Annotated in this window: 25 protein-coding genes; 12 read left to right on the forward strand and 13 right to left on the reverse strand. The window is 61.5% G+C overall.

The features are described from left to right. Positions 1-119 precede the first annotated feature (119 nt). Positions 120-707: a sugar transferase gene (locus tag SJY40_RS15770; protein ID WP_378948934.1), complete on the reverse strand. Its 588-nt coding sequence runs from the start codon at positions 705-707 to the stop codon at positions 120-122. A 444-nt stretch (positions 708-1,151) separates the two neighbouring features. Between SJY40_RS15770 and SJY40_RS15775 the strand changes: the two genes are divergently transcribed. The 6 genes from SJY40_RS15775 to SJY40_RS15800 all read left to right on the forward strand — a co-directional run bounded on the left by SJY40_RS15775 (position 1,152) and on the right by SJY40_RS15800 (position 6,828). Further along, the gene (locus SJY40_RS15775; RefSeq protein WP_378948936.1) at positions 1,152-1,289 is read left to right on the forward strand and encodes a hypothetical protein; all 138 of its coding nucleotides are present in this window, start codon (positions 1,152-1,154) and stop codon (positions 1,287-1,289) included. A 150-nt stretch (positions 1,290-1,439) separates the two neighbouring features. Then, positions 1,440-1,700: a PqqD family protein gene (locus SJY40_RS15780; protein WP_378948939.1), complete on the forward strand. Its 261-nt coding sequence runs from the start codon at positions 1,440-1,442 to the stop codon at positions 1,698-1,700. A gap of 1 nt (position 1,701) precedes the next feature. Next, positions 1,702-2,178 carry a lasso peptide biosynthesis B2 protein gene (locus tag SJY40_RS15785; protein WP_378948942.1) on the forward strand — a complete coding sequence of 159 codons (477 nt, stop codon included), beginning with the start codon at positions 1,702-1,704 and terminating at the stop codon, positions 2,176-2,178. Next, positions 2,175-4,037, forward strand: a complete 1,863-nt coding sequence (locus SJY40_RS15790) for an asparagine synthetase B family protein (protein WP_378948945.1) — start codon at positions 2,175-2,177, stop codon at positions 4,035-4,037. Before SJY40_RS15785 ends, SJY40_RS15790 begins: the two co-directional genes overlap by 4 nt. 30 nt (positions 4,038-4,067) lie before the next feature. Then, positions 4,068-5,003: a serine kinase gene (locus SJY40_RS15795; protein ID WP_378948948.1), complete on the forward strand. Its 936-nt coding sequence runs from the start codon at positions 4,068-4,070 to the stop codon at positions 5,001-5,003. Position 5,004: 1 nt separating this feature from the next. Then, positions 5,005-6,828, forward strand: a complete 1,824-nt coding sequence (locus tag SJY40_RS15800) for an ABC transporter ATP-binding protein (protein ID WP_378948951.1) — start codon at positions 5,005-5,007, stop codon at positions 6,826-6,828. Here SJY40_RS15800 and SJY40_RS15805 read toward each other — a convergent pair. The 7 genes from SJY40_RS15805 to SJY40_RS15835 all read right to left on the reverse strand — a co-directional run bounded on the left by SJY40_RS15805 (position 6,804) and on the right by SJY40_RS15835 (position 12,671). After that, complete coding sequence (locus tag SJY40_RS15805; RefSeq protein WP_378948954.1) at positions 6,804-6,950, reverse strand: hypothetical protein; 147 nt, start codon at positions 6,948-6,950, stop codon at positions 6,804-6,806. The genes SJY40_RS15800 and SJY40_RS15805 overlap by 25 nt on opposite strands. A gap of 172 nt (positions 6,951-7,122) precedes the next feature. Continuing rightward, positions 7,123-8,235, reverse strand: coding sequence for a GNVR domain-containing protein (locus tag SJY40_RS15810; protein WP_378949056.1), 1,113 nt, complete (start codon positions 8,233-8,235; stop codon positions 7,123-7,125). Then, positions 8,217-9,428 (reverse strand): GumC family protein, encoded by a 1,212-nt coding sequence (locus tag SJY40_RS15815; protein WP_378948957.1) that lies wholly within the window; start codon positions 9,426-9,428, stop codon positions 8,217-8,219. Before SJY40_RS15815 ends, SJY40_RS15810 begins: the two co-directional genes overlap by 19 nt. Continuing rightward, a complete protein-coding gene (locus SJY40_RS15820) occupies positions 9,428-9,571 on the reverse strand; it encodes a hypothetical protein (protein WP_378948960.1) in 144 nt (47 codons plus the stop codon). Before SJY40_RS15820 ends, SJY40_RS15815 begins: the two co-directional genes overlap by 1 nt. A 327-nt stretch (positions 9,572-9,898) precedes the next feature. Next, the gene (locus SJY40_RS15825; RefSeq protein ID WP_378948963.1) at positions 9,899-10,546 is read right to left on the reverse strand and encodes a glycosyltransferase family 2 protein; all 648 of its coding nucleotides are present in this window, start codon (positions 10,544-10,546) and stop codon (positions 9,899-9,901) included. After that, entirely contained in the window at positions 10,543-11,535 is a 993-nt protein-coding gene (locus SJY40_RS15830) for a glycosyltransferase family 2 protein (protein ID WP_378948966.1), read from the reverse strand. Before SJY40_RS15830 ends, SJY40_RS15825 begins: the two co-directional genes overlap by 4 nt. 8 nt (positions 11,536-11,543) lie before the next feature. Further along, positions 11,544-12,671 carry a glycosyl transferase gene (locus SJY40_RS15835; RefSeq protein ID WP_378948969.1) on the reverse strand — a complete coding sequence of 376 codons (1,128 nt, stop codon included), beginning with the start codon at positions 12,669-12,671 and terminating at the stop codon, positions 11,544-11,546. Positions 12,672-12,966: 295 nt separating this feature from the next. On the opposite strand from SJY40_RS15835, the gene SJY40_RS15840 reads away from it, so the two are divergent. Continuing rightward, positions 12,967-14,574 (forward strand): hypothetical protein, encoded by a 1,608-nt coding sequence (locus SJY40_RS15840; RefSeq protein ID WP_378948972.1) that lies wholly within the window; start codon positions 12,967-12,969, stop codon positions 14,572-14,574. A gap of 189 nt (positions 14,575-14,763) precedes the next feature. On the opposite strand, the gene SJY40_RS15845 is transcribed toward SJY40_RS15840, so the two are convergent. Both SJY40_RS15845 and SJY40_RS15850 read right to left on the reverse strand, forming a co-directional pair. After that, complete coding sequence (locus tag SJY40_RS15845; protein WP_378948975.1) at positions 14,764-15,060, reverse strand: chromosome partitioning protein ParB; 297 nt, start codon at positions 15,058-15,060, stop codon at positions 14,764-14,766. Next, positions 15,057-15,719, reverse strand: coding sequence for a ParA family protein (locus SJY40_RS15850; protein WP_378948978.1), 663 nt, complete (start codon positions 15,717-15,719; stop codon positions 15,057-15,059). Before SJY40_RS15850 ends, SJY40_RS15845 begins: the two co-directional genes overlap by 4 nt. Before the next feature lie 173 nt (positions 15,720-15,892). On the opposite strand from SJY40_RS15850, the gene SJY40_RS15855 reads away from it, so the two are divergent. From SJY40_RS15855 to SJY40_RS15865, 3 genes are all read left to right on the forward strand, one after another. Beyond that, positions 15,893-16,876 (forward strand): glycosyltransferase family 2 protein, encoded by a 984-nt coding sequence (locus tag SJY40_RS15855; protein ID WP_378948981.1) that lies wholly within the window; start codon positions 15,893-15,895, stop codon positions 16,874-16,876. 332 nt (positions 16,877-17,208) lie between these two features. Beyond that, positions 17,209-18,231 (forward strand): replication initiator protein A, encoded by a 1,023-nt coding sequence (locus SJY40_RS15860; RefSeq protein ID WP_378948984.1) that lies wholly within the window; start codon positions 17,209-17,211, stop codon positions 18,229-18,231. 51 nt (positions 18,232-18,282) lie between these two features. Further along, entirely contained in the window at positions 18,283-19,392 is a 1,110-nt protein-coding gene (locus SJY40_RS15865; RefSeq protein ID WP_378948987.1) for a nucleotidyltransferase family protein, read from the forward strand. Here SJY40_RS15865 and SJY40_RS15870 read toward each other — a convergent pair. Further along, on the reverse strand, positions 19,384-20,541 hold the full coding sequence (locus SJY40_RS15870; RefSeq protein WP_378948990.1) for a glycosyltransferase family 2 protein: 1,158 nt from the start codon (positions 20,539-20,541) through the stop codon (positions 19,384-19,386). The genes SJY40_RS15865 and SJY40_RS15870 overlap by 9 nt on opposite strands. Before the next feature lie 90 nt (positions 20,542-20,631). Here SJY40_RS15870 and SJY40_RS15875 point away from each other — a divergent pair, with 90 nt between their 5' ends. Together SJY40_RS15875 and SJY40_RS15880 are read left to right on the forward strand one after the other, a co-directional pair. Further along, positions 20,632-21,423: a family 16 glycosylhydrolase gene (locus tag SJY40_RS15875; protein WP_378948993.1), complete on the forward strand. Its 792-nt coding sequence runs from the start codon at positions 20,632-20,634 to the stop codon at positions 21,421-21,423. Continuing rightward, positions 21,423-22,718, forward strand: a complete 1,296-nt coding sequence (locus SJY40_RS15880) for an O-antigen ligase family protein (protein ID WP_378948996.1) — start codon at positions 21,423-21,425, stop codon at positions 22,716-22,718. Before SJY40_RS15875 ends, SJY40_RS15880 begins: the two co-directional genes overlap by 1 nt. 87 nt (positions 22,719-22,805) lie before the next feature. On the opposite strand, the gene SJY40_RS15885 is transcribed toward SJY40_RS15880, so the two are convergent. Further along, positions 22,806-23,465: a GSCFA domain-containing protein gene (locus tag SJY40_RS15885; protein WP_378948998.1), complete on the reverse strand. Its 660-nt coding sequence runs from the start codon at positions 23,463-23,465 to the stop codon at positions 22,806-22,808. Positions 23,466-23,639: 174 nt separating this feature from the next. Beyond that, positions 23,640-26,111 carry a Hint domain-containing protein gene (locus SJY40_RS15890; RefSeq protein ID WP_378949001.1) on the reverse strand — a complete coding sequence of 824 codons (2,472 nt, stop codon included), beginning with the start codon at positions 26,109-26,111 and terminating at the stop codon, positions 23,640-23,642. Positions 26,112-26,368: the final 257 nt, after the last annotated feature.

Below are 26,368 nucleotides of genomic sequence, written 5' to 3' on the forward strand. Positions count from 1 at the left end.
AAAGAATGGACGGAGGCGGGCCATCTGCGCCTCCGTCAGCCAGAACAGGCAGCTCATCGATCAGGTCTCCTTGCAGAGCCTGAATCACGCCAAACAAATGAAATCAATGGGTCTGGAGCCTAGTGCGCTCCGCGGGACATCGCAACCGCAGGGATCGTCATGAAGACAATACGCAGGTCCATCCACGGATTCCAGTTCATGACGTAGAAGCGATCCATTTGGACACGCTCCAGATACGTCGTGTTGCTGCGGCCGCTGATCTGCCACAGGCCGGACAGGCCGGGACGTGCGGACAGGTAATGGCGGGTCGAGCTGGCATAGTGGTCCAGTTCTTCCTGAACCACCGGGCGCGGGCCAACCAAGCTCATCTCACCTGACAGAACGTTCAGCAACTGCGGCAGCTCATCAAGGCTCAGCTTGCGCATGATCGCGCCGATGGGGGTGACGCGCGGATCGTTAACCAGCTTGCGCTGCTCGTTCCACATTTCAGCCTGGTCGGGATTTTCACGCAGATGCTGCTCAAGAACCTCATCGCCATTCACAACCATGGTGCGGAACTTCCAGCAACGGAATTCGCGACCGCCAAAACCAATGCGGCGATGACCATACAGTAGGGGTCCGGAGTCCTTCATCTTCAGAACGATGACCAACCCCAGGATCAGCGGCAACAGCAGCAGGATCCCAACGCCGGCCAGCAGAATGTCCAAGCTACGTTTGACCATGCCACCGACGGGAGTGTCCGTCCGGGGGGCCGAATCGGCTCCAAGACCTGCAAGAGATGTACCTGATGCCATCGAAGGCTGGCAGCCCGAGACGAAGTACCTCTGCGCACGAAGCGTTCTGATCATACCGCTAACCCTTTGGTAATAATAAAAGAAATGTAATGACGACACAAAACGGCGATGGTCGTCGCAATCGCACCGAAGAGGGTTGTACAACATCTCGTTAAAATTTTAGCAATCGTTAAAATATGGTTAATACGCTGCACAAGAAAATGTGCATGTATTGTGTGCACTTAACCTGCTGTCATTGCAGCTTTTTCAGGCAAGCCTCGGCCAAGACTGTCTTTTTTGGTAGGTTGCGAAAAAGCACGCACATAAGAGAATACGCTCTGCAGGAAGTTCTGCGTAAATTTTTACAAGGTGATCAACATGAACAAAGCGTACGTTCGTCCGACTCTTCAGGTCCAAGGCAAGCTGGAAGCAATGACCCAGGGCAGCAGCACCGGCAGCCGTCTGGACAACTCGTTCCCGACCGGAACGCCCTTCGGCGACCTGACCTTCTCCTAAGAACTAAGGGTCATGCGGCAGGAAACTGCCGCAGGCCTCACCCTAGTGTTCACCCGGCGATAACCAGTTTCTGCAAATTGTCTTGCCGCAGGTGCTCCGTTGGGTTTTTTTAAGATCACATGGCACGCCGGTGATTGAGTGGATTTGTGTATGACGTATCTTGTTTCGCCTGATTGCGTTTCCTGTGCAGTCGAAGATGGCGTCGCTATTCTTGACCTTAAATCAAATACTTATTTCAGTCTTGATGAAGTTGGAACGTCCATTTGGGACCGTATGGTCAACCCTGCATCCTTGGACGACCTGACCAACGCCGTGGCGTCGGAATACGATGTTGCCCCCGAAGAATGCCGGGGCGACATCAAGGATCTTCTGGATGACATGTTGAAAAACGGCCTGATTCAGGTGGTATGACATGAAACGCCTGTCAGGCATCAGGCGGCCCAGCAAACGCGAGGTTGCCTTGCTGGCGCAGGCTCTTGGCGCGATCCTTCGGGTGCGCCTGCATCTGGTGCGCGGTACGCATCACGCCCTGCGCCGCATGATCGAGGCGCATCCGCTGCCCGAAAACGCGCCGAACGAAGCCCCCCGTGCCGATCTGGCCGAAATCGCTTGGTCCGTGCGGAATGCCGCCCGACTGGTTCCGGGTGCGACCTGCCTGACGCAGGCCAGTGCGGGCCAGTGGCTGCTGGCGCGGCGCGGTCATGTCTCGACGATACGGCTCTCTGTTCCCGGCAATTCCGAAAAACCCGGCACCTTGGCACCCCATGCCTGGCTGATTTCCGGTCAGACGATCGTGCTGGGCGGAACGGTCGCCGATTATGCCCGGCATCGCCCGTTACATGACTTTACCCTGCCCGGCACCCTTTCCGCAGACACCCCTACGACATGAGCCGCTTTGCCGTTCTGCTGGATCAGCGCCAGGATGCGGTGCCTGTTGCCGGACGTATCGAAGCCGATCTGGCCCACCGCAGCCACAGCCGCCCCATCAGTCATGACGACCACGGCATCCGCTTGTGGCAAACCGGAGGTTCGGATGTCCGATCCTCTGGTCCGCTGACTTTGGTCGGGGATTTTGCGCTGACCGATCTGGCCGATTTGCGCAGTTCCTTGGGTGCGGGACCAGATGCCGACAGCGCTGATCTGGTGCTGGCAGCTTGGCTGCGGTGGAGCGAAGACGCGCCGGATTACCTGAACGGAGCCTTTGCTTTCGCCCTGTGGGATCGCCGCTCCAGATGCCTGACTGCAGTGCGCGACCGTTTTGGCGTTCACCCGCTGGCCTATGCCCTGACTCCGACCGGCATGGTTCTGGCAAGCGAGCTGTCATCCGTACGCGCCGGTCTGGAAAACACGCCCGACATCAATCCTGTCTGGGTGTCGGATTTCCTGTCGGGTCAGCCAAGCGATATGCGGGCGACGGCCTGGACGGACATCCTGCGCCTGCCGCCGGGTCATCTGATGGTCGTCCAGCCGGACAACACCCCCACCTTGCGCGCTTGGTATCGACTGCAATCCTCGGCCCCTCCTGAGGTCAAGGACGCCGGACCCGCGCTGCGTGACGCGCTGGCACATGCCACCCGCCAAGCCTGCGCCGATGGTCCGACGGCAACCATGCTCAGCGGCGGGCTGGATTCCAGCACTCTGTCGCTGATGTCGGTCGAACATCAGGGCTCAGCTGATGCGCGCCCATCGCTGTCGCTGCGCTATCAGGACCCGGCCATGGATGAAGGCCGCTATATCGACGACGTGCTGCAGGCTGCGGGCGACCGCCTTTCACCGGTCTTCCTGACCGGAGAGACAGCCGACGACGACCTGTTCGACTTCGACGGAATGTTCGCCCGGCACGACCAGCCGGTTTTCGCGCCGGGACTGGACCGCAATCACAGACTGCATCGCGCGGCATATGAATTGGGCTGCAGCGCAGTTCTGGACGGGCATGGCGGCGACGAGGTCATCGGCGGCACGTTCCGCGACATCGCGCTGCTGGCGCAGGGACGGCAATGGCCGCAGGCGCTGCGCCTTGCCACGCAGCACGCCCGATTTACCGACTTCCCCATGACCGAGGCCGTTGCATCGCTGCTGGCGGCCAGAGGGCGGCGCGGCTTTGGGCGTTTGGGCCGCGGTATTCTGGGCCTGATGAACAGCGACACCTCGGCCGCCAGCGATTGGTCCAGTCTGGTCCATCCGGATCTGGTCCGCGACACCCGAATGACCGAACGCCTGCGCGACATGAACACGCCCGATCCCCGCGACCGTCATCTGCCGCAAAGCCTGCGACTGCATACGGCGGTCATGGCCGGCCCGATGTCCGCCACCGCCTTCGAGGTTCTGCGCGGCGTCGCGCGCGCCGAGGGTGTCGAGACGCGCTATCCCTTCTATGACCACCGCGTGGCCGAGCTGTGCGTATGGCAGCCCGCCGCCGCGAAGGTGGCCCATGGCCGTCCGCGCGCGCTGCTGCGGGACGCGACGCGGGGTCTGTTGCCTGAATCGATCCGGCTGCGGCGCGACAAGGCCGATTTCATGCCGGGCTTCTGGTCCGGCCTGCGCCGCGATCCTCATGGTCGCATTGCGGACCTTGGCGCGGACGGCGGTCCCTTGCAGGGCTGGGTCGATCCTGCGACCTTGCACGCAGACCTTGAATGCCTGAAAATGTCATCCGAGCCCGAACCTCAGACGGCTTTCCGGCTGTGGCGGGCTCTGTGTCTGGCTGCATGGCTTGGCCGCCGGGCTGTTCCGAATTCGACCGTTTGACGATCTTCCCCTTTTGTTTGCGAGTGTTTGATGACTGCTGCTGACCCGGCCCTGCGCCCCACGACCGCCCATTGCTATTCCGCCTATGGTCTTGCGGTGGCCTCGGACGTCATCCTGCCCGAGCTAAGTCCACGCACTTCGGGCGGCACGGTCGATCTGCACATCATCGAAGCCCCCCAGCCCGAAATCCAGCGCGGCCCACATCCAGAATGCCATTTCACCCCCGAGGGAAGCAGCTTCTGGTGGCCGGCGGTCGGTGCGTTTTCGGTGTCCGCTGACGGGCGCCAGATCGGCATCGAACGCAATGCGGATGTTTCGGACGACCTTCTGGCCTTTCCGCTGCTGGGACCGGTGCTATTCGAGGCTTTGCGCCGCAACGGGCTGTTCGTGCTGCATGCCAGTGCCGTCGTTCACAAGGGGCACGGGATCGCCTTTCTGGCGGACAAGGGCGTCGGCAAATCGACGACCGCGACCAATCTGCTGCGCAACGGGGCGCAGCTTCTGGCCGACGATCTGGTCGCATTGAACGACGCCGGACTGATGCTGCCCGGTTTCGCCCAGGTCAAACTGTCTTCCGAGGCAGCCGCACTGCTGCCGCAAGGGTTGACCCTGCGCGGCCATGTCCATGAGGGCATCGACAAATCCCGCGCCATGCTGGACCACGACCGGCTGGCCTCGGCCCCGGTCCCGGCATCGCGGTTGTATCTTCTGGAGCGTGCACCCGCGGGACAGCCGACCAGCGTTGTTGCCATCCCCCCGTCCGAAGCCCTGTCGGCGGTGCTGCGCTTTTCCTATGGGGTCCGTTTCGGACAAGGTCTGCTGAACGGCGCGGCGGCCGCGGAACATTTCCGCGGCGCGGCGCAGGTGACGCAGAAATGCCCGCCCCGGCGGCTGCTGCTGGCCGACGGGCTGGATCAGGCCGATGACATCCGCGCCGCCATCGAACGCGATCTTGCAGATGACTGAAATGCCCCAAGACCCGACCGCCGCTGCCCAACAGCCCGCAACGGCCGGTAAGCTGCTGGGATCGGGGGGACAGCTGTCTTCCCTATGGCGCGCTTTGCGCCATCTGGAGGGGCGGCGGTTATGGATCGGGCTGGGGCTGCTGGTGCTGGGGACCCTCAGCGAAGGGGCGGCCATCATCACCTTCCTGCCCGTCCTGCAGCTGGTCGGATCGCAAGGCACGACCATCGATCTGTCGGGTATGGATTTTCCCGGCGTGGGCCTGCTGCCCGCCATGATCCCCCTTGCCGCGCTGCTGGTGCTGATCGTCGCGCTGACGGCGCTGCAGACGATCTTCAACCGCAGCAAGGCGGTCTATCTGTCCGACCTGATCCATGATTTCGCCAACCATTTCCGGATCACCCTGTTTCGCAGCGTGGCGCAGGCCCGTTGGGCGCATGTCGCCCGCATTCCCCGAACCCGCATCGAACACGCTCTGACGGGGGAGATCGAGCGGCTGTACCTTGCTGCCTTCCTGATCCTGTCCATCGTGCAGAACCTTGTGGGATTGGGGCTGTATTTCATCCTCAGCCTGGCGATTTCAGTGCCGATGACGCTGCTGTCCTATGGTTTCGGCGTCGTTGCCTTGGCCTTGATGCGGCCTTTCCGGCGGTTGGCGCGCCATTACGGTGACCGTCTGCAGTCGCGGCGTGAACGGCAGATGTCGGCGGTGTCAGAGTTCGTGGGCAGTCTGAAGATGGCCCGCAGCATGAACCTGGAAGGGCGCTATCTTCAGCTGTTCTCCTCGATCCTGGGGCAGACCAAGTCGGATGCGCGTGAATTCATCCGGCAGTCAACCATCGGATCGGGGCTGTTCCAGTTCGCCGTGGTCAGCGGCGCCGCGATGTTCATTTGGGTGGCGCTGAACTGGGCGCAGCTGGATGTCGCGCGGATCGTGATCCTGCTGCTGCTGTTCATGCGTACCGCGCCGCGCTTCATGGGAATGCAAAGTTCGTTGCAGCAGTTGATGGTCGATCTGCCCGCTTGGGGCGCCATCAACCGATTGCAGACCGAATTGCGCGACCAGCAGGACCCGGCCATGGACGGCGCGGCCCCAGCCCCTGCCCCGACGCGGGAAATCCGGTTGCAGAACGTCAGCTGGCGCTTTCCTGATGAAACGCGCGAGGCGGTCAGCGACTGCACGCTAAGCTTGGCGGCGGGTCAGCTGACGGTGCTGGTCGGCCCTTCGGGTGCGGGGAAAAGCACCATCGCCGATATCGTGATGGGCTTGCTGGAACCCCAGCAGGGCGCCGTGCTGGTGGACGGAGTGCCGCTGCACCACGGCCAGTTGCGCAGCTGGCGCGACCGGACCGGCTATGTCGCGCAAGAGCCGTTCATGATCAACGGCAGCATTCGCGACAACTTGGCGCTGGCTGCGGGCGAAGGTATCGACGACGAACGCATCCTGCAGGTGCTGGATCTGTCAGCGGCGGGCTTCGTGCGCAACCTGCCCGCGGGTCTGGACACCATGATCGGCGACCGTGGCGGCCTTTTGTCGGGTGGTGAACGTCAGCGGATCGCGGTGGCCCGCGCGCTGCTGCGCGACCCCGACATCCTTGTGCTGGACGAGGCGACAAGCGCGCTGGATTGGGAAAACGAGGAAAGTCTGATCCGCGCCATCGAAGGTCTGCGCGGTCGCGTCACGGTTCTGGCCATCACCCACCGGCCCGCCATCAGCCGCGTCGCCGACAGGGTCTATGTGATGGACGCGGGCCGCGTGGTCCCATCAGAAGGGACCAACGGCAAGGGCCTGCAGGTCGAGGATTACTTGGGCAGAATGAAAAGCTGATTCCGCAGCCTGTGCATCCGCTTTGCCGGGGCATTCCGCGTCGGGCGGGTGGCCCGGCCGACGGAGATGACGACATAGGCAACAATCAGCATCTGCAGGAAAATCACGGCCAGAAATGCCATGCCCAGACTTTGCCAAAGCGAAAACCCCGTCGTGATGCCCCAGACAAGGGCACCCACGATCGTCGCCAAAGCAGCCATCAGGTAACGGACGACAAACATACCGCATCTTTCTTCAGATCGACCTTTTATAGCATGGCCGATAGAAAAATGAGCGACAATGGTTAAAAAAAAGTTACTTTCTGGACATGCGACGTTTCAGTGACATGTATGACTTGGGTCCACCAAGGTAATTTTCCATCTCTCCGGGCAGCAGGAACGACTTCAACTTGCGCATGTTGACGCCGTCATAGACCACGCCCAAGCAGCGCGCTTCCAGCAGATGATCATCGATCAAGGCCGTTTCGGCCATCGCCCGCGAGGTCTGACCCCATTCGCCCACGATGACGAATTGCGCCAGTTCGTGCAAAATCGCACGGCCCTGCGCGACAGGGTAAAGTGGCGGAACATCCACGATGATGCGGCTGAAATCATTGTCGCGTGCCTCTGCCGTGATCTGCGACAGCAGCCGACCCGTCAGCAGGTCGTCCGAAGGGCCGCCGCGATCCTGACCGCATGGCAGAACCACAAGATTGGTGTCCGCAATGGCCACCAGCATATCCTGCCAATCACCCCGCCCTGCGACGGCATCCGTCAAGCCGGGCTTGCGATCCAGCCCCAACATCCGGCTGAGAGTCCGGCCACGGCTGTCGGCGTCTATCAGCAGCACCGATTGCATCCCGATACCCAATTGGCCCGCCAGGTTGAAGGCAACCGACGACCGCCCCTCGAGGGGATGGAACGAGGTCACGCCCGTCACCGGCAGGTTCCGTCCGGCAGCATCGCTGGCCAAACGAACGTGGCGCAGTGTCTCGGCATAGACCGAGTCCGGGTAATGCAGCACGGGCACGGGAACATTGATGACGGGGGGACGCGCCTTGGATGGCACAGGCAGCGTCTGCCCTCCGGTGGGGCCGGTCGTGACCGGGGCGGGTGCCGTGGGGGCGACGCTTGGCGTGCGCGCACGGCGGACCGCGGGCAGAACCGGCAGGTGGCCAAGGAAGCGCAGCCCGGAATATTCGGTCACATCAGCGGCCGTACGCAGCGAACGTTCGCGCCATTCACGCAGAGCGGCGACGGCCATGCCCATGAACAGCCCCAGCAGGGTCGCGGCCAGTGCCGTACGCAACACGGCGGGCCCCGTCGGCCTGGACGGAACCTGCGCATAGGACAGGATCCGCACGTTCGACACGGGGAAGGACTGCTGCTGTTCGATTTCCTGCGAGCGGGTCAGGGTCTGCTGATAGATCTGCGAGACAGGGTCGCGGCCTCTTCCTGCAAGGCCTGCAGACGCACGAAATTCGCGGCCTGAGCGCTGTTGCGTTCAGATGCCGTCTGCACGCTTTGCTGCAAGGCCTCGACGCGAGCATTGGCGACGTCCAGCGTGCTTTGAGCTTCGGCGCGCTTGGATTGCAGTTCGACGAACAGACGTTCGGCGGTCGTGTTCAACGTCTGCTGAAGACCCGGCACCTGTGGGTGGTTCGGTCCCGAATTCGCCAACAATCGCTGCAAACGGGCTTGGGTGTTGTTATAGGAATCCAGCCGCGACCGCAGTTCGTCCGAAATATCGCCACCAATCGCCAGCGAACTGTTCGTATCGGTCAGTCCTTCGACCCCGCCTGCGACCGCACGGTCGTAGGTGTCCAGAACTGCGCGGGCGCGCGCAGCCTCGGTCAGGACATTCGTCAGGCTCGAGTTCAGTTCGTTCAGGGCCTGTTCGGTCAGCAGACCGCCCGAGGAAAATTCGACAAGGTTGTTTTCCGCGGCGAACCGTTCGGCGGCATCACCCGCAGCCTGGGCCTGAGCCTGCAATTCTTCCAGACGACCGCGCATCCAGCCATTAGTCTGGCCGCCGATGGAATCCGCGTTGGCCGTCAGGATGTCCTGAACGTAAAGATCGGCATAGGCATTGGCGACCTGAGCCGCGATGGCCGGATCATGCGAGGAATAGCTGATTGCCACGGCCGAACTTTGTCCGATCCGGTCCACCCGCACGCCGGCGCGCAGACGGTACATCGCCAAGCGCCGTACCGGATCAAGCTGATCGATCGACGTGTCGGTCGGTGCCCCAGTGCCCGAAACCTGGGACGGGTCGGTGACATCGGCCGGGGTCGTCAGAACCTCGATCTGGTTGCGAACCCAGACCAGCGGGCGGAACACGACGGAAATGACCTGACCAATTGCCGAAGTGAAGGCTGACCGCGGTGGGTTCATGAACGAGGTGTTGTCCTGCAATCCGGTGCGGTCCAGCACGTCACCGGCCAGCTTGTCGGATTCCAGAATGACACGTGCATTCTCGATCCGTTCGGCGGGCAGGGCGACGGTTCCGATACCGCCGGCCTGCTGGACCGACCGGTTGACGTTGCTGTCCAGCAGCAGGCTGGAATAGGTGCCAAAGGTCTCGGGCTTGGCCATGGCATAGGTCAGGCCCAGCACACCCATCAGCGCGCGGCGGGCAGCACCATGGTCATCCGCTGGCGACGCAGCGCGACCAGCAACCGACGCAGATCGATGGTCTGGGCAGGCGCGATCGGGGCCTCGGAATAGGCCTTGCCACCTTCATAGGGCTTGAGTTCGCGTACCATCAGTTTTCCTTGCGTCCCGAGCGGGGATCAGTGTCTGACCCATCCGGCGCGGTTCCATAAATTTCGATCTGGCGGGCACCGCCAAGATGGGACACCGCTCCAAGATGGAGGGCTCCGCGCATCAGTTGACGGTTGCGCCACGCAGGGTTCGCCACCCCGATCATCGCCAGCCCGCCACAGGTTACGGCCTTGGCCATCGCGATCCCGGCTGCCTTGATGCGCCCGGCACGCGAACGCCCCCGGGCAATCAGACTGGCATGGGTTTGACCCATCCGATAGCGACGGCGCAGCAACCACGCAAGGCGCGCCCGATCCGAAGGCACCGTTTCATGCACCAATGCGTCGGGCGCAAAGGCAATCTGCCCCCCCGCAGTCAAAAAATCGGCAAAAAAGGCACTGTCTTCCCCACCCGAGCGGCCCCGGACCGGGTCGAACCGCAGGTTGGCTGCCGCCGGATCCCGACAGGTTGACAAGGACATTGCAGGTATAGCCGCTGGTGATCACGCCGTCCTTGCCCAGAACCGGCAGCGTGTCATGCGCCCTTGCGCGGTCCATCCAGATCGGCGCATCAGGCAGGTAATGCGCACGCACCGGCCCCAGGATCGCGCCCGCACCTGTATTCTGGCGGGCCTGCACAAGGTGCTTCAGCCAGTCGGGTTCGACGGTTTCATCATCATCCAGATAGACCAGCAGCAGCGCGCCCGTGGCGCGCGCATGATCCAACAGCGCATTGCGCGCGATCGAGATGTTGGCCTTGGGGGCATGAATATAGGTAACGGGCAGAGAATGACCGGCTGCGATCGTCTGGACCATATCCCGTGCCGAGGGCTGATCGTCATTGTCGGCGATGGCTACGGCGACTGGCAGACCACAAGGCGTCAGCTCCTCAAGCGAGGCTAGCGTGGCGGCCAGTTCCGGACGGCGGAAAGTGCAGATGCCGATTAGTACGCTGTCGTGAAAGGCGAGGGCGGTCATGCGGCACCTCGCGCAGGGGTGGCGGGCCTTGGGGCCAGCCATTGCCGCCAGAACCCTGCCGACCAGGCCATATGCATGGTTCCTGCAGCCAGTCCGGCAAACAGGCCGCGTGGCCGACCCGTCTGGATCGCGATCATGACGCCGCCCGCCAGACAGGCCAGCAGCCACAGGATCAGCGGTAAAGCAAAGATTGCACTTAGCGGGGTCAGGATGACCAGCGCCGCCGCAGGGGCCAACATGGCCACGACCGCCTGACGAGCCGCGGGGCGGGTCTTGTTCTTCAGCAGGTTTCGGGCCCGGCCACGGCCAAAATTGTAATACTGCCGGACAAGCGGACCAAGGCGTGACCGGGGGAAATAGGTCAGGCCTGTCAGGCCCGTCAGCCAGATGCGATAGCCCGCGCCCTTCAGCCGGTGGTCAAGCTCGGCGTCTTCGTTGTGGCTGAACTGACCGTCATAACCACCGACTGCACGAAATGCTTCAAGCCGCATCAGCGCGTGGTGGCCGTGATCCACCCAAAGCCCTCCGCCAGCCAGACGATGCGCCGAGCCGCCATTGCCCAATCGCGAATTCTGCGCATCGGCGATGATCTGCTGCAGCATCCCCTGCCCTTCGGCATGCATGGCGACGACGACGCTGTCGGCGTCATGTCGTTCCGCCTCGGCCAGCAACACGTCGCCGTAATCGTCGGGGTAATCACTGTGCGCATCCAGCCGTAGCAGCCATTCGGCCCCATCACCGAACTGTGTCACCGCCAGATTCACGCCAGCCGATTGCAGTCGATCGGGGTTGTCGATCAGCCGGATGCGCGGATCATCGACCGCACGGCGGCGGACGATGTCACAAGTTTCATCTTTCGATCCACCATCGGCCACGACGACCAGCCCGTCGGCACGGGCGGCGAAGGCCGAGGCGAAGGACAGGACGCCGTCGATGTGACGCGCCTCGTTCAGGGCTGGAATGACGATCAGAACACGGGGCGTGGGCATGTCGGACCTCATGTCGCGGCCACGGGATCTGTCCCGCAGATGGCTGACGTCAGATGGCGGCATTCGGCCTTGTCCATCTCGAGCACGGCGCGGGGAAGGTCGGCCACCGCCTCGCGGCGGGTGGCAAGTGAGGCGGGGCTTAGCGTGGACAAGGTTGCCGCAACTGCATCGGCGCCGGGGGTCGCAACAAGGACGCCGCAATCCCATGCCGACACCCGCCGTGCGACCTCGGTTCCGTCCAGCACCACGGGGACGGCACCATTCAGGCAGCCTTCATACAGACGGTTCGGCAGCAGCCAGTCGGAATTCTGCCCGGCCTGATAGCGGTCGATCAGCCAAGCGACATCGATCTGACCATAAATCGCGGGCAGATCGTCCGGCCAATCATAAGGGCCCATAAAGGACAGGTCAGGATTGGCATCCACGACGTCATGGAAATCTTCCATGACATCCAGCGCCGGACGTCCACGCAGGATCACCCGATATTGCCCCGGATGCGCGCGGGTCACCTGATCCAGAACGCCAAGCGACCAACGGCACCGCAGCATTCCGAACCAGCCGATGATCAGCGGACCGCCGTTTTCAGCGCCATCAGCCGCAGCGCCCCTCTGCTGCGTAATGTCAGGCCGCGCAAAAGGCTTGTTTTCGACCATCAGGGTTGGGACATCAGGCTGGTTGAAATGGCGCAGATAGCTGGTGTCGAAGGCAGGCGATGACAGCACTACCAGACTGGTACGATGCATCAGCTTTGCCTCGACACGGCGCAACACACGGGCAGCAGTCCCCTGCCCCAGCATCATGGCGTGGATATCCAGCAGTTCATAAACCAGACGAGCGCCCCTGATACGCGCCAGGCGGGCGCCCAATGCAAGCATTTCCAGGTTGCGGGCCAGGATCACTTCGGGGCCGTGCTGCACAGGGATCATACGTGCAATACGGGGCCAGGCGGCCGCGATGGCGCGGACCCGCTGGATCATGCGGCCATTGGCGGTATGACCAAGGACGGTTGCTTCTTCGGGCAATGGCCCCTGCCCCCGCCGAAAGCCTGCGACCCGAACCTCGGCGCCGCCCTGACGCAGCATGCTGACCCGTCGCCAGATCGAGGGATCATCAAGGTCATGGGCAAGATAGGTCACACGCAAAAACACATCTCCAACAAAAAATCACAACGGCAGACTTCGAAACAGTTCTTGCAAAAGGCAAGCGACGACCCGAGAAATCCTGGCCCTTGAATAGACAAATTTATTGCAGGCGAAAACCGCGGAATGGCTCCAGTTTTCCAAAGTGACGACAAGGAAGCGTGAACCGCTGAACCGTAAGGCATTATTGGCGGATGCTCTCCGCTTTCGGTTGCATTTTCTGTTGCATTTACGTCCTGCGGGCAACGTTCGGCCCGTTAGATCGCGTTAACCAATCCTTCATATTTTTTGCATGTCGGACGATCGCTGCCGGCGCGCAGGACAGGAACAGCGTGAAGCCCGGACTCATCCTTTGAAACCGTCATTCAAGCTTGATCAGCACGATCAAGCTTTCTTGGCATCACCTGTCTTGCCGCTGACGTCCCATTTTTGCCTCGGTCATGCCGAACGGTCGATTTCAGACCCGAAGCCGTCCAGAGGTTCGCAACAGGAGACACGATATATGGCCTATGATCCCGATCTGGATCCCATCTTCGAAGGCTTCAACACGCAGCTTGCCGGCATCATTGCGCGGCTGGACAAGCTGGACGGCGGTGCTGGTTCCGCACCCGAGCAACCCCAGCCCCCGGCCGTGATCGATCCGGTCTGGAAAACCCTGAATCGCAGCACGATCACCATTCCCCGACAGATTCAGGTCCCGGCAGGTCAGCGCGAAATCTATATACCCATTAATGCGGATCACACCGACAGGGAGAGTTTTTATTGTTATGTCAATCGCTTGGTGAACGTATCAGGCGGTGGCATCAACGTTGGCAATTCGACCGATCAGACCAGAAATTTCGAAGGTCTTGATGTGGTGTATCGCTGGTCGCCGGGCGATGATCTGGCGCATTATCTCAAAATCGTAACTAAGTCAACTTATCCAGCCGGACGCAGTTTTCGTGTCGAGGTCCGCGTAAAGGGCTTGGGCGACTCTCAGAAGTTTAGCAGCGTGGATATCACCTTTGCCGACGATGCCCAGCACCCTGATATGCCTCCGCAGTTCCACCGCCCGCTTCGCGAGCTGAAACTGGATGGCGCGCAGCGCAAGAACCAATTCGATGCTGCCGCTGGCAAATTCTCGGATTCCGGGTTCGACGCTCAAGGTCGTCCGACGTGGCGGTCACGCCTCTCGCATGGTTACACACAGGATGGAAACCAGGAAACCGGCCTTTACATGAGCGAGGAGAAATTCCCCGGCAAGGCACAATCTCCGATCACCTATGACAGTGCCGAAAGAGCACTACGCCTGCACACGCTGGCCTTCCCCACAGATGCCCGCGCCGAATTCGACAGTCGTCTGTTCCGTCATCAGGCATCGGTCATTCAGGGCCAGACGATGGATGACGTCTGTGGTGTCGAGGGTGTCTGGCGGATGGAAGCCAAGATTCCTATCCGTCGCTATTCCTGGCCGGCTTTCTGGCTTTTGGGTCGCGGAACCAAAGGCAGTGCTGGCGGTCAGACCCAATGGCCCCCGGAAATCGATATTTTGGAAAAGTTCAATTATTCCTGGGGGGCCGCAGACACGCCGCATACGACGACCTTCGCCCAGCATTATGGCGATGCGGGTTCCAACAGCCGAGCAGGTTCTTTCGGTGGTGAAGCAGAAGTAAACCAATGGCTGCCCGGAACCGGTGCGTTGAACGAGAGCTATCATAGTTGGGCCTGCGCGATCGTCTACGATGACAAGGATCCACTGAAATCCGAGGTTACCTTCTTCTTCGATGATATCGAAGTCGGCTGCCATGTCCTTCATGCACGCCATCAGGATATGAAAACCCGGCTCGAGGCTCTACCCCATCGCAAACGTCGCCGTGAGGGCGCCCGGCAGCTATACGTCCGAGCAGTACAACAGCGATGACGGCCGCGGGCATTCCGGTGACATGCTGATCCGCGACATCGCCTATTATCCGAGTGGCTTCATCATGTCGCCGAAGACCGTCTGACCCAACGCACAGGCATAAACCACCAGTGGCGTTATGAAATAGTTTCAGGTTACCCAATAAACCCGGTGCTTAACTGCACCGGGTTTTTATAATTACCGGATTTTCTACTTAATCCGGTTTTTGTATAGATCCCAAGCTTCTTCGATGATCACGCCTTGCTGGACACCACGACGCCTTGCCTCATTCGCGATTTCCTCGGCGACGGGGGGCAGCACCTTGGCGTGGACCTGCCCCGTACGGGGGCTCGGCTTGCGTCCCCGTTTCTTCGCAGGCTCACGATCAATGAAGCCCAGTTCTTCCCCGACGCGATCTGCACGTTCGACCGCGGCAGGGCTGCGATCCTTTTCACGCGACCGCAGACGGCCAAGATCGATGCTGAAAGGTTTGTCGTTCATCATCATGCGCCCTCGGTTGTAAGCCGGGCATAGACCGCGCGGGCGAACCCTTCGGCATTGTCGATGGCGGCATTCATGTTGCCCTGCGCAGGCATGGTTCGCAGGTTTCCCCCGAATTCGAACAATGCCGAGAACGCCGTCCGCTCCATCAGCGACGGTTCGATCAAGTCAACTCCCTGGTCCCGGAGCGATGTTTCGATGCCGCTGTGTTGCCGCGACCTGATCGCTCGTGTCATCGTGAAGACCACGGCATGCGGGATCCTGCGGTCCAATGCCTCTTCTTCTTCTTGTATCAGCTGAAGGGCCCGCACGCCCACCGTCGCATCAAGCGTCGTGGCCCGCATCGGCGTGATGACGAGGTCGGCCTGAGAGATGGCCCGACTGACCAGCCGCGATGCGATGCCTTCCAGATCGACGATGACAAGCTCTCCATCAAGGTCGTGGCGCTTGATCGTGCGAACCAGTTCTCCTTCGCCCACATCCGACAGGACCTTGATCCGGGGAGGCAGAGGCGCCCGCTCGGCCCAGAGCGACAATGATTTGTTGGGGTCGCAGTCCAGCATGGTGACCGTGGCCCCTGCGTGGGCCAATTCCGTTCCCAGAATGGTCGCGGCAGTGGATTTTCCAGCCCCCCCTTTGGGCGAGGCAACAACGATTGTCGGCATGATTCACCAGATAATTAAACTAACCGGATATTATATTTAATCCGGTTATCCGCAAGATATTTCACGTTCTCTGGCAAGAACTCTGCCCGAAAACCAGCAAAACACGCCCGAAATGCGCCTATGTCGAAACAGCAGGCTGGACTTTCTCACGGGGGCTTGCCACGTGAACCTCCATGAGCACAGGCATTTCTCCCTCCGTTTCGGTGATCATCACCGCCCATAACGCAGCTGCTACCATTGCGGACGCGATCAGGACGGCCTTGGCCGAGCCTGAGACCGCGGAAGTGATCGTGGTTGATGATGCCTCGCATGACCAGACCATGGCAGTGGCGAAGGCTGCAGGCAGAGGGGACGGCAGGCTGATCATCATCACCTGCGCCGTCAACGGCGGCCCCGCTGCAGCCCGAAACCGTGCACTTGAAGTCGCCAAAGGCGATTTCGTTGCGGTTCTGGATGCGGATGATTTCCTGCTGCCCGGACGTTTTTCGCGCCTGCTGGCAATTCCGGATGCCGACATGATGGCCGACAATATCCTGTTCATCGCTGAAAGCGGATCGCCGGAGGATCTGCCAACGGCACCGCGGATCGTACCTGCTGTCATCGACATCGATCTGGCCGGCTTTGTGCGGGCCAATCACTCCGTCCGGGGCAGCAGCCGACAGGAGTGGGGGTTCCTCAAGCCTGTCATGCGTCGCGCATTCCTGCAGAATAACGCGCTGCACTATGACGAGGCACTGCGTTTGGGCGAGGATTACGACCTCTACGTCCGAATGTTGCAGAAGGGCGCGCGTTTCCGGGTCTCGACGCAGGTGGGATATGCGGCACGTTGGCGTTTGGAATCTCTCAGTTCGCGTCACAGCACCGCCGATCTGAAGGCCCTTCACGGTGCGGCGCGATCCCATCTTGCCATCAAGGGCTTGGACAGCCACGCTGAGGCAGCTCTGGCGCATCATGCAGCCGAATTGCGTCAACGCTTTCTGTTGCGCGATTTTCTGGATCGCAAGACGCAGATCGGCAGGGCAGGGGCGCTTGTTTCCGCCTCACGTCGTCCTGCAACCCTTCTGCCGATTGCGCGGGGCATCCTGGCCGACAAGTTGGCTGCCCGAATGCCCGCACCTGCCTCCCGTATCGGGCGCCTGCTGATCGAGCAGAACTGACGTTTCAGACCTACACCTATCTTTTCCTCAGCATGTTTTTGGAGCTTTCTCTAGGCCCGGTCATGCCGGATCGCTTCGAGTTATCCACAGAGCATGGGTGTTAAATAGGTGTTAAATAGGTGTTAAGGGCAAAAATATGCCCTTTTTTCTATTTTATAACAGATACTTGCCTCGACACCTTATGGGTGAAGTGTCGTTTCTTCATGGGTGAAGTGGTGATTCGTTATGGGTGAAGTGTCGTTTCTGGGCGGTTTATGGGTGAAGTGTCGTTAACCTTGTTTTATGGGTGAAATGTCGTTATGGGTGAAGTGTCGTTAACATCGTGAGATTCGATGAGCAGTCCGCTTCTTCCCGATCGTCATCCGCAACGCGACTTCTTCGTCTGCGATATCATCAACGCGGCACCCAAAGCGGACGTCGGGTCGATGGAACACCCGATCTTCTCGCTCTCGACCAAGCCGGACCTGCGACCACGACATTACGAACACAACGGGCTGACGGTTAACATCAAGCCCTCCAGCGACGGGATCGCCACGGTCCACGACCGTGACATCCTGATCTTCTGCATCAGCCAGCTGATCCGCGCCCTGAACGACGGACGCGAGGTCAGTCAGATGGTGCGTTTTCAGGCTTCCGATCTGCTGCGTGCCACCAACCGCATGACGACCGGCCGGGGGTACGACCTGTTGAAGGCTGCGATGGAGCGGCTGGCGGGCACGCGGATCTCGACCAACATCAACACCGGCGGCAAGGAGGTTTTCGAGACCTTCGGGCTGATCGAAAGCGCCCGCATCGTGCGCCAGACCCGCGAAGGCCGGATGCAGGAAATCGAGATCAAGCTTTCGGACTGGGTCTTCAACGCTATCCGCGCCCATGAGGTGCTGACGATCAGCCGCGATTATTTCCGCCTGCGCCGACCGCTGGAGCGGCGTCTTTACGAACTGGCGCGCAAGCATTGCGGCAACCAGCGCGAATGGGCGATCGGGCTGGACCTGTTACAGAAGAAATGCGGGTCATCCTCGACCAATTTCGAATTCAGGCGCCTTGTGGCCAATGTCATCCGCGAGGATGAGGCCCATGCCCATATGCCCGATTATTCGATCCGCTTTTCGCCCGACGACACCAAGGTGGTGTTCCGCAACCGCGGATCGGCCCCCATCCCCGAGGTTTTCGAAGCTTTTCTGGACGCTGATGCCCATGAGGAAGCCCGCGCCGCCGCACCGGGCTGGGACGTGCGCTATCTGGAGATCGAATGGCGCCGCTGGTGCACCAACGAAGAGATCGAACCCAAGCACCCCTCGCGCCATTTCGTCCGCTTCTGTAGGACATGGTACGAGAAACGCGGCGCCCCCTGAGGGGACAGGCATCGCGCAGGGGTAACAGGCCGGAGCGCAGAAGGGGGCAATATGGGGTTCAGCCCTGAGATGATCGCAGGGGTCCGCGGGGACTCGGGGCCCGAGATCGGCGTGCTGATCGCCGCCAGCCTGCCTGGGCCTACGACTGATGGACAGGCTGACCGCGCGCCCGATCCCGACCGTCTGTTCGACATCGCCCGTCTGAACAAGATGCTGGGCTGGCTGCCCATTGCTCCGACCCTGCTGCCGCCCGACTGCAAAGAGCTGTCACCACGGCTGCTGCAGGTGCGCATGCACACGGCCCGGATGAACCGCCAGGCGATCGATGTCACGGTCGAGGTGACGGCGGCCCTGACGCAGGCCGGGCTGCGCCATGTCGTGCTGAAAGGTCCGTTCCAGCAGATGGTCGTCCATGACGATCCGTTCCGCAGGCCGTCAGGGGACATCGATCTCTATGTGGCGCCGCGCGATCGCAAGGCTGCAGGGGCCGTCCTGCAGCAGCTGGGGTTCGCACCCATGGAGCAGGATCAGATGCTGTGGTGGGTCTCGTTCCTGGGGGAACAGCATTTCAGGCGCGAAGCCGACGGCGCGGTAATCGACTTGCACCACCGCCTGCAACAAGCGGGACTGCCCGATTGGCGCGGCGCCGAGGATGTTCTGGACCGCGCAGCCACCGTGACCCATGACGGGGCGGCGATCCCTGTCCTGTCGCCCGTGGACGGCTGCCTGCTGATGACGGTGACGCTGGCCAAGGCATTGCTGGCGCATGAACCTTGTGGGTGGGCCGCCGCCGATCTGACGCATTGGCTGGCGCGTCTTGGCCCTGCGGATCGGGCGCAACTGGCAAAGGTGGCCGCCCGAAGCGGGCAGGGGCAGACCCTGTCGCTTGGCATCGCGCTGGCACGGGCCTGCAATCCGGGCAACGCTCTTGCCGACTGGTCAACACCTTTGCTGCCCGGCCTGCCGACAGACCCGGCCATCCTGCGCGATCTGGTGTTCCAGCCCTGGCAGCGCGAGGTCGAGGCCCCCCGGCGACGGCAGATGCTACGGATGCTGGCGCGTGGCCGCCCCCATGTCCTTGCCATCGAGGCCTTGCGCGCCGCGCTGTCGTTGAAGGTCAGGGCGACGTTGGAACGACAGTCGGACAAGGCCTCAGGCTGAAGAAACCCCGCGCGTCGCCTTGAACAGCCATTCGGCCCATGACGGGGCGCCCTCGGGCAGGTCGTCCCCCCGCGTGGCCATGGCCGCGACCCTTGCGGCCCCCGTCGCCGGAGGCCGCGACCAGCTTTCGCCTGCCTGTGGCATGTGCGGCAGCGGGTCGGCCGGGGTCGCGGATGCAGCAGGCGTTTCGGCAGTGCGACGCCGACGGTCGCGCAGGCTTTCGACCAGACGCGCAATCATGGCCGGATCGACCAGGCGGGGCAGGGCGCCCTTCCAGTGGCCCGCCTTGATATCGGCCACCAGCCGTTCATAGCGCAGCGCCAGACGCAGATGACGATCCACGGCCTTGGCGGCGGCCTGCATGTCGGGGTCGGTCATCGGGGGCAGGGCGCGATGCGCCTCCAGCATCGCCTCGACCGTGGCGATGGACAGGCGGTGCGAGATCGACCCCTCATGCCGGCGATAGGCGTAAAGCGGGTCGGGCAGCACCAGAAGGCGCGCCCCGCCGATCAGCATGCGCAGGACCAGGTCGTGATCCTCGCCGATCCGCAGTCCGACGTCATACCGCAGATCGGCAAGGACGCTGCGGCGGATCACCGGTTTGAGATATCCGTAAGAGGGCAAGGATGAATTGCCGTCATTGCTGCGCAGATAGGATGCCGCACCCAGCATCATCGGCGCGGCCAGCGCCAGCGATTGCAGCAGGGTCCGGCCCTGTGGTTCTGCCACTGCGCCGAAATAGACCAGATCATCGGCGACCAGATCGGCATCTGCCGCTTGGGCGGCTGCAATCAGACGCTCCAGCCGTTCGGGGTGGATCAGGTCGTCGCTGTCCACGACCGCGATCCAGTCGCCGCGTGCCGCATCCAGCGCCAGGTTGCGCGTTGCCGCCGGTCCTGCGTTCCGCGACGAGGCGATGACCCGCACCCGATCATCGGTCGCGGCGATCCGGCGGGCGATGGCCACGCTGTCGTCGCCCGAGGCATCATCGGCCAGGATCAGCTCCAACCGCCGCTCGCTTTGGGCCAGAACGCTGGCCATCGCGGCGGCTAGATGTTCCGCGCCACGGAAATTGGCCATCACCACCGAAACCACCGGGGGTGACAGGCTGGGGGTCAAGACGTTCTGACCCGACGGAGTGCCCGACATGTGACTGCCTTTCCCTTGACCCATATGCTTGCGGCTTCCATAAGCCGGGCACGCCCGCGCGGCAACCGGCGCGGCCATGAGGCTTTGTACATGCGCCAGTCACCCCTTCTGATCCTTGCAGTTGCCGTCGCTTGCGCGGCGCAGGTTCCAGCCGCTTCGGCTGCAGAACCCCATCCCGATGCCAAGGGCTTTTACGAGGATTTTTCGCAAGGACTGGACAAGGACCGCTGGTACGTCTCGGACGGGTGGTCGAACGGCGACTGGCAGGATTGCGAATGGTCCGGCAGGGCGGTGCAGGTGCGTGGCGGCATGCTTAGCCTGTTCCACATTCCCGCCCCTGCGGACCGCGCCGCCCCGGCGCTGTGCGGCGAGGTGCAGACCAAGGCCTTCATGCAATACGGCACCTTCGAGGCACGCATCCGTACGCCCCGGCAATCCGGAATGAACGCCTCGGTCTTTACCTATGCGGGACCCGTCCATGGTTCTCCGCATGATGAGATCGACATCGAGATCCTGACCCGCGATCCCGGCACGATGACCATGAACACCTATGTCGCGGGCAAGCCCCATAATGGCGGCAAGGTGGCGGCCGATCCGTCCTTCGAGGATGCTTTCCGCACCGTCGGCTTCCGGTGGGCCCCCGAGGGCATCACCTGGTATCTGGACGGGCAAGAGGTTCACCGCACGGACCCTGACAGCACCCTGCCTAATCATCCGCAAAAGCTGTACATGTCGTTCTGGAGCACCGCGACACTGACCGACTGGATGGGCCGCCCGGCGCCGCAGGACGGTCCGCTGGCATATCAGGTCGATTGGGTGGCCTATACGCCATTGGACGCGTCCTGCCTATTCGAAGGCTCGGTCACCTGCGAGGCAGACTGATGGCAGGGGCCGCATATTCCCGGTCGTCGATAGCAACACGCCGTGCGGCACGCCGGGGGCAGTCTCCGACGCTCAGCTATTCCCCCGACACCATCGCGGCCTTCCTTGCCGTCTTCGGCATGACCTTCATTCCCCTTCTGGGCTCCAAGGGGGCGTTGTTGTTCCTGATGGCCGGCATGGCACTTGTGGCCACCAACGCGGGTCAGGCACTGGCTGCCCTGCGACGCGAATGGATGATCGTGCTGGTGGCGCTCTGGTGCGTGATGTCCTTCGCCTGGTCGGATTACGCTTCGCTGACGATGCGATATGGTATCCAGTTGGGCCTGACCGTGATGATTTCCGTGGCCGTCGGTTATCGCCTGGCCCCGCTGGCCTTCGTCAAAGTCGTTTTCCTCACCAGCACGATGTCAGGGCTCGCCAGTCTTTTGATCGGGCGCAACCGAGGCGATGGGATGGGATATCTAGGCATTCACGCCAGCAAGAATGCCTTGGCGGACGCCAGTTCCGTGCTGATCATCGTGGCCTTGGCGGTACTGGTCGACCGACGCCTCTCGGTGCGCTGGCGACTTCCCGCGCTGGCATCGCTGCTGATGGGAACAATGCTGCTGATCATGGGGCAATCTAGCGGGGCATTGGTCAGTACCCTTGCCGTCATCATGGTCTTTGGCGCCATCATCCTGCTGCAACGCATGACACCCCATATGCGACTAGTGGTGATCGGATTAAGCATTGTTCTTTTTGCAGGAATTGCAGTGCTGCTGTCGTCCATGTCGGATCAACTCGCAGCAATGTTCCTGGATCTCACCGGCAAGGACATCACGCTAACGGGACGAACCGATCTTTGGGCCGTAGGCCTCGGACAGATTGCCGAAAGGCCGTTCTTTGGGGTCGGTTTTCAAGCATTCTGGGTTCATGGACAGCCTTTGGCTGAGCAACTATGGGCTGATTTTGGTATCAAGACCCGTCAAGGTTTCCACTTCCACAACACCGTCATCTCAAATGCCGTCGAGATCGGCGTTCCTATGACCGTAATGCAGACGCTCATTTTCTTCGGGGCAGCAGGGGCATGTCTTGGCTGGGCAATTCGCAGCCCCTCGGCGGCATCAGTCTTCTTTGCCCTGTTCATGGTGCGGTTGTGCATGCTGATGTGGATCGAGGTGGTATATTTTTACCAGTTCAGCATCGCGACGGGGATCATCATCGCAGCTATCTGCTATGGACATCGGGCCAAGGACAGGGGCCATACTTCCGGAACACAGGCTGGTCGCCATACTGACGACACGACGGCAGCTTAGTCACCCGAAGCCATCATCGACATGCAGCTTGAACATCGGAAGGCCTCCGATTGTCGGCTACAGAACGATGCAGACATGCTTGAAAGCTTAGTCCGGCTGAACCATCGACAGCTTCTCTGAACCGATATGCTCGGCAATCCGGTCCAGCACCTTCGATCCCCAAAGTTCATTGGCGTGGACGGTATCGTCAGGGTCCGTAATGTGATCAAGATCGTGGAAACCGTGCACGTCCGGGTCGAAGTCACCCCCAAGCGTGCCCGGGCAGGACGCATAGCAAAGTCCGGTCTCTTTGTTGAACCACATCTCGGTCAGGCCGAGGGTGAAGACGAAGACCGATGCTTCCTCTACGCCATTACGGATCGCGTTCAGTGTCGCCTGTCGGCTGTCGTCGAATTCACCCTTGTCGTCAAAGCCGTCAGGCTGGATTGCGGGTCGCACAGGGTCGATGATGGTCCCGTCGGTGTGCCAGATCTCATCGTTCGGAACGGCGCCTTCCAATGCCCATTGCAGCCATTGTTTCAGCATCTGCGTGGTATAGATGTTGCCTGTCCGGAACGAAAAGATGTCATAGCCGAACGCGCGCGCCGTTTCGTCATCCAGCCCAAAAGGCCTCCGCTCGGACTTGAGCCAGTTAAACCCGGCGCGATCCAGCGCCGCGCTGATATGCTGGGCAAAACAGGACCCCGCGGTCAGGACCGCGTCCTGCGGGTCAATGTCGAGCTTGTCCGTCCAGATCCCATCGATCATTCCGCCCAAGCCGGCCGCACGGACGACGGATGTTCGTCAATAGGCCGTGCGGGGCAACTGCGTATGGGGATTTGTGCTGGTCATTTCACTCTCGCAAAGCAGCGCTGTCGGTCAGGCCTTCAGGCAATGTCGCACGCGGGCCATCGTGACGATAGCCCGCGTGCGATTGCTGCGCTACCCGAAGATGGGGGCGCCGTTCTGCTGGTGCCGCTGTGCAAGCTTCTTCATCACCTTGCCCTTTTGCGGGATCAGACGTGCGGGTTCCGCGACGAACTCGGGGTCCTGCAGTTCCGGGAACAGGGTGAAGACCTCACGCTTGGCCTCCTCGGTCAGCGAACGGATCGCTTCGGCACCGGTGAACAGGCTTTCGGCCGCCGAACCGTTTGCGAAGACGATTTCATGCTGGTCGAAAAGCATGTGGAAGTATTCGACCGAAGTTGCTGCTTCATCGATATCGATGCCATCAAGGATCAGCAGCTTGTTGGCTGGGATCAGGACCTCATGTGTGCCGAACATCCGTTTGGCGATGGCCGACCGGACCAGCATGCGGTGCTGCGGCGAGACGATCAGGTCCTTCTCCGGCAGACCTTCGCCCAAGGCGCCTGCCTTGATGCGGATGGGAAGCAGCCTGGGGTGCTGCCGCAGGTCGATCGCGTCCAGCTGGCGGCTGCCGATCCAACGCAGTTCCTGGAAGCCGCGGTCCATGGTCCTGACCAGATCGCCCGCCTGCAGGTCTTCGATGGCAACCTGACCCGAGGGCGTGTCGATCAGCGACCCGCGTGCAAAGCAGACCACGCCGGTGGTTTCGGCGGACAGCAGCAAATTGACGTTGCTGGCATCTATACCGTTCAGCGCGATGCCGGCATCGGCCCCGAATGTCAGGTTGTCGCTGTAATCGACACTTCCGCCATTAACCGTGCTGTTCGACTGGTTCAGGATCCCGTCGTCCAGAATGTCGGCACGCATCTGGCCCAGAGTGTCGTAATACTGGGACATATCAAGGAAGTCGTTGTCGGCGTTATTGCCGTCGCCCAGGGTTTCACCATTCTGGTTGAAATCCGTGATGGTATCGAGGCCATCCCCCACCGAGTAGACGAAGCGATCCGCTCCGGTCCCGCCAGTGATCAGGTCGTCGCCGATACCGCCTATAAGGCTGTCGGTCCCGGCGCCACCGTCAAGGGTGTCGTTGCCGGCGCCACCCGAGATGACGTTGGCGCCTGCGTTGCCGGTCAGCGCGTCGTTCTGCGCCGAACCGGTCAGGTTCTCGAAATTGCTGATCGTGTCGCCTTGGGCATCACCGCCAGATGCAGTGTTGGTTCCAATATTGACAGTCACGCCTGCGGTGGATCCGGCATAGGACAGCGTATCCGTGCCCACGCCGCCATCCAGCGTGTCCGCACCCGCACCGCCATTGATCGTATCGTCGCCCGCGCCACCCGAGATGACGTTGGCACCTGCGCTGCCGGTCAGGGTGTCGGCCTGGGCCGAGCCGGTCAGGTTTTCGAAGTTGCTGATGGTGTCGCCTTGGGCATCACCGCCAGATGCAGTGTTGGTTCCAAGATTGACAGTCACGCCTGTGGCCAATTCCGCATAGGACAGCGTATCCGTGCCCGCACCGCCGTCCAGCGTATCCGCACCCGCACCGCCATTGATCGTATCGTTGCCCGCGCCACCCGAGATGACGTTGGCACCTGCGCTGCCGGTCAGGGTGTCGGCCTGGGCCGAGCCGGTCAGGTTTTCGAAGTTGCTGATCGTGTCGCCTTGGGCGTCACCGCCGGATGCAAAGTTGGTTCCAAGGTTGACGGTCACGCCTGCGGCCGATCCCGCATAGGACAGCGTGTCGATGTCTGCCCCACCGTTCAGCACGTCGGCACCGGTGCCACCTTCAATGGTATCGTTGCCTGCACCGCCCGAAATGGTGTCGTTGCCGCCCAGACCTTGCAGAAGGTTGGCCTGAGAGTTGCCGGTGATGGCGTTGGTGCCGGCGTTGCCGCGGACGTTCTCGAAGTTGAGGAAGTTTGTCTGCCAGCCGCCGATAGGCGTCGCAGCGCCGGTGTCGTTGAGTGTGATACCAATGTTGAAATTATTCAATGCGGCCGAATCGAACGCAATCGTGTCAATGCCGGTACCACCGTCGATGGTGTCGATAGGTCCACCAGATGGAAAGTACCCAAGCTCGGCAGTGTCGTTGCCGCCTTCCAGTTGAACATTGTCAACGCCTGCGGTCCCTGCGGTGCCGCTACCGCCGAGCCAGAAATCGTCGCCTTCGCCGCCGAAGACTGTGTTAGTCCCCGCACCGCCGAACAGCGTGTCGTTGCCAGCCCCGCCCTGGAGGGTGTCATCGCCATCGCCACCATCCAGCGAGTCGTTGCCATCGCCGCCCAGAAGCGTGTCGTTGCCGGCTCCCCCAAGCAGGGTATCGTTGCCGGTTCCCCCGATGATGCTGTCATTGCCAGCGCCGCCATTGATGAAATCGTCTCCCGCTTTTCCATCAATGATGTCGGCACCAGTGGTCGCCCGGTCACCCTCGGGATCGATATAACCTCCGACCACGATCGTATCGTTGCCAGCCGTACCATCCACGACGCCGGCGGTGGACGCTGGAAGTGCGAACGAGGTCTGGTTCAGGTTATAGCTGTAGGCCACGGTCGCTCCCAAAAATGTTGGAAGGCCGTTCGGGGCAAAGAGATAGGTTACTCCAGGATTTGAAGGAACGGTGAAGACCGCGATGTTTTCAGTGCCAGCCAGGCCGAGAACCGAAGAAACAGTACCTGCCGAGACAAAGTTGAAACTTTGTGTCGCTCCGCCATTGATCGAGATCGTCGTCGTATCACCCGTATTCAATACGCCGTTGCTGTCCTAGATGACTGCGTTCGCCCTTGTAAAGTTGGGGGCAACGCTTA

Origin of the sequence: Paracoccus sp. R86501 (assembly GCF_042466435.1) — a bacterium.
Taxonomy (GTDB): domain Bacteria; phylum Pseudomonadota; class Alphaproteobacteria; order Rhodobacterales; family Rhodobacteraceae; genus Paracoccus.

Coding starts and splice junctions, on each gene's coding strand:
- SJY40_RS15860 (WP_378948984.1), top strand. CDS start 17,209: ATGAGCAGTCCGCTTCTTCCCGATCGTCATCCGCAACGCGACTTCTTC.
- SJY40_RS15795 (WP_378948948.1), top strand. CDS start 4,068: ATGACTGCTGCTGACCCGGCCCTGCGCCCCACGACCGCCCATTGCTAT.
- SJY40_RS15805 (WP_378948954.1), bottom strand. CDS start 6,950: ATGGCATTTCTGGCCGTGATTTTCCTGCAGATGCTGATTGTTGCCTAT.
- SJY40_RS15785 (WP_378948942.1), top strand. CDS start 1,702: ATGAAACGCCTGTCAGGCATCAGGCGGCCCAGCAAACGCGAGGTTGCC.
- SJY40_RS15840 (WP_378948972.1), top strand. CDS start 12,967: ATGTCGGACGATCGCTGCCGGCGCGCAGGACAGGAACAGCGTGAAGCC.
- SJY40_RS15775 (WP_378948936.1), top strand. CDS start 1,152: ATGAACAAAGCGTACGTTCGTCCGACTCTTCAGGTCCAAGGCAAGCTG.
- SJY40_RS15865 (WP_378948987.1), top strand. CDS start 18,283: ATGGGGTTCAGCCCTGAGATGATCGCAGGGGTCCGCGGGGACTCGGGG.
- SJY40_RS15815 (WP_378948957.1), bottom strand. CDS start 9,428: ATGGGTGTGCTGGGCCTGACCTATGCCATGGCCAAGCCCGAGACCTTT.
- SJY40_RS15875 (WP_378948993.1), top strand. CDS start 20,632: ATGCGCCAGTCACCCCTTCTGATCCTTGCAGTTGCCGTCGCTTGCGCG.
- SJY40_RS15820 (WP_378948960.1), bottom strand. CDS start 9,571: ATGGTACGCGAACTCAAGCCCTATGAAGGTGGCAAGGCCTATTCCGAG.
- SJY40_RS15885 (WP_378948998.1), bottom strand. CDS start 23,465: ATGATCGATGGGATCTGGACGGACAAGCTCGACATTGACCCGCAGGAC.
- SJY40_RS15845 (WP_378948975.1), bottom strand. CDS start 15,060: ATGATGATGAACGACAAACCTTTCAGCATCGATCTTGGCCGTCTGCGG.
- SJY40_RS15830 (WP_378948966.1), bottom strand. CDS start 11,535: ATGCCCACGCCCCGTGTTCTGATCGTCATTCCAGCCCTGAACGAGGCG.
- SJY40_RS15780 (WP_378948939.1), top strand. CDS start 1,440: ATGACGTATCTTGTTTCGCCTGATTGCGTTTCCTGTGCAGTCGAAGAT.
- SJY40_RS15800 (WP_378948951.1), top strand. CDS start 5,005: ATGCCCCAAGACCCGACCGCCGCTGCCCAACAGCCCGCAACGGCCGGT.
- SJY40_RS15870 (WP_378948990.1), bottom strand. CDS start 20,541: ATGTCGGGCACTCCGTCGGGTCAGAACGTCTTGACCCCCAGCCTGTCA.
- SJY40_RS15850 (WP_378948978.1), bottom strand. CDS start 15,719: ATGCCGACAATCGTTGTTGCCTCGCCCAAAGGGGGGGCTGGAAAATCC.
- SJY40_RS15855 (WP_378948981.1), top strand. CDS start 15,893: ATGAGCACAGGCATTTCTCCCTCCGTTTCGGTGATCATCACCGCCCAT.
- SJY40_RS15880 (WP_378948996.1), top strand. CDS start 21,423: ATGGCAGGGGCCGCATATTCCCGGTCGTCGATAGCAACACGCCGTGCG.
- SJY40_RS15825 (WP_378948963.1), bottom strand. CDS start 10,546: ATGACCGCCCTCGCCTTTCACGACAGCGTACTAATCGGCATCTGCACT.
- SJY40_RS15790 (WP_378948945.1), top strand. CDS start 2,175: ATGAGCCGCTTTGCCGTTCTGCTGGATCAGCGCCAGGATGCGGTGCCT.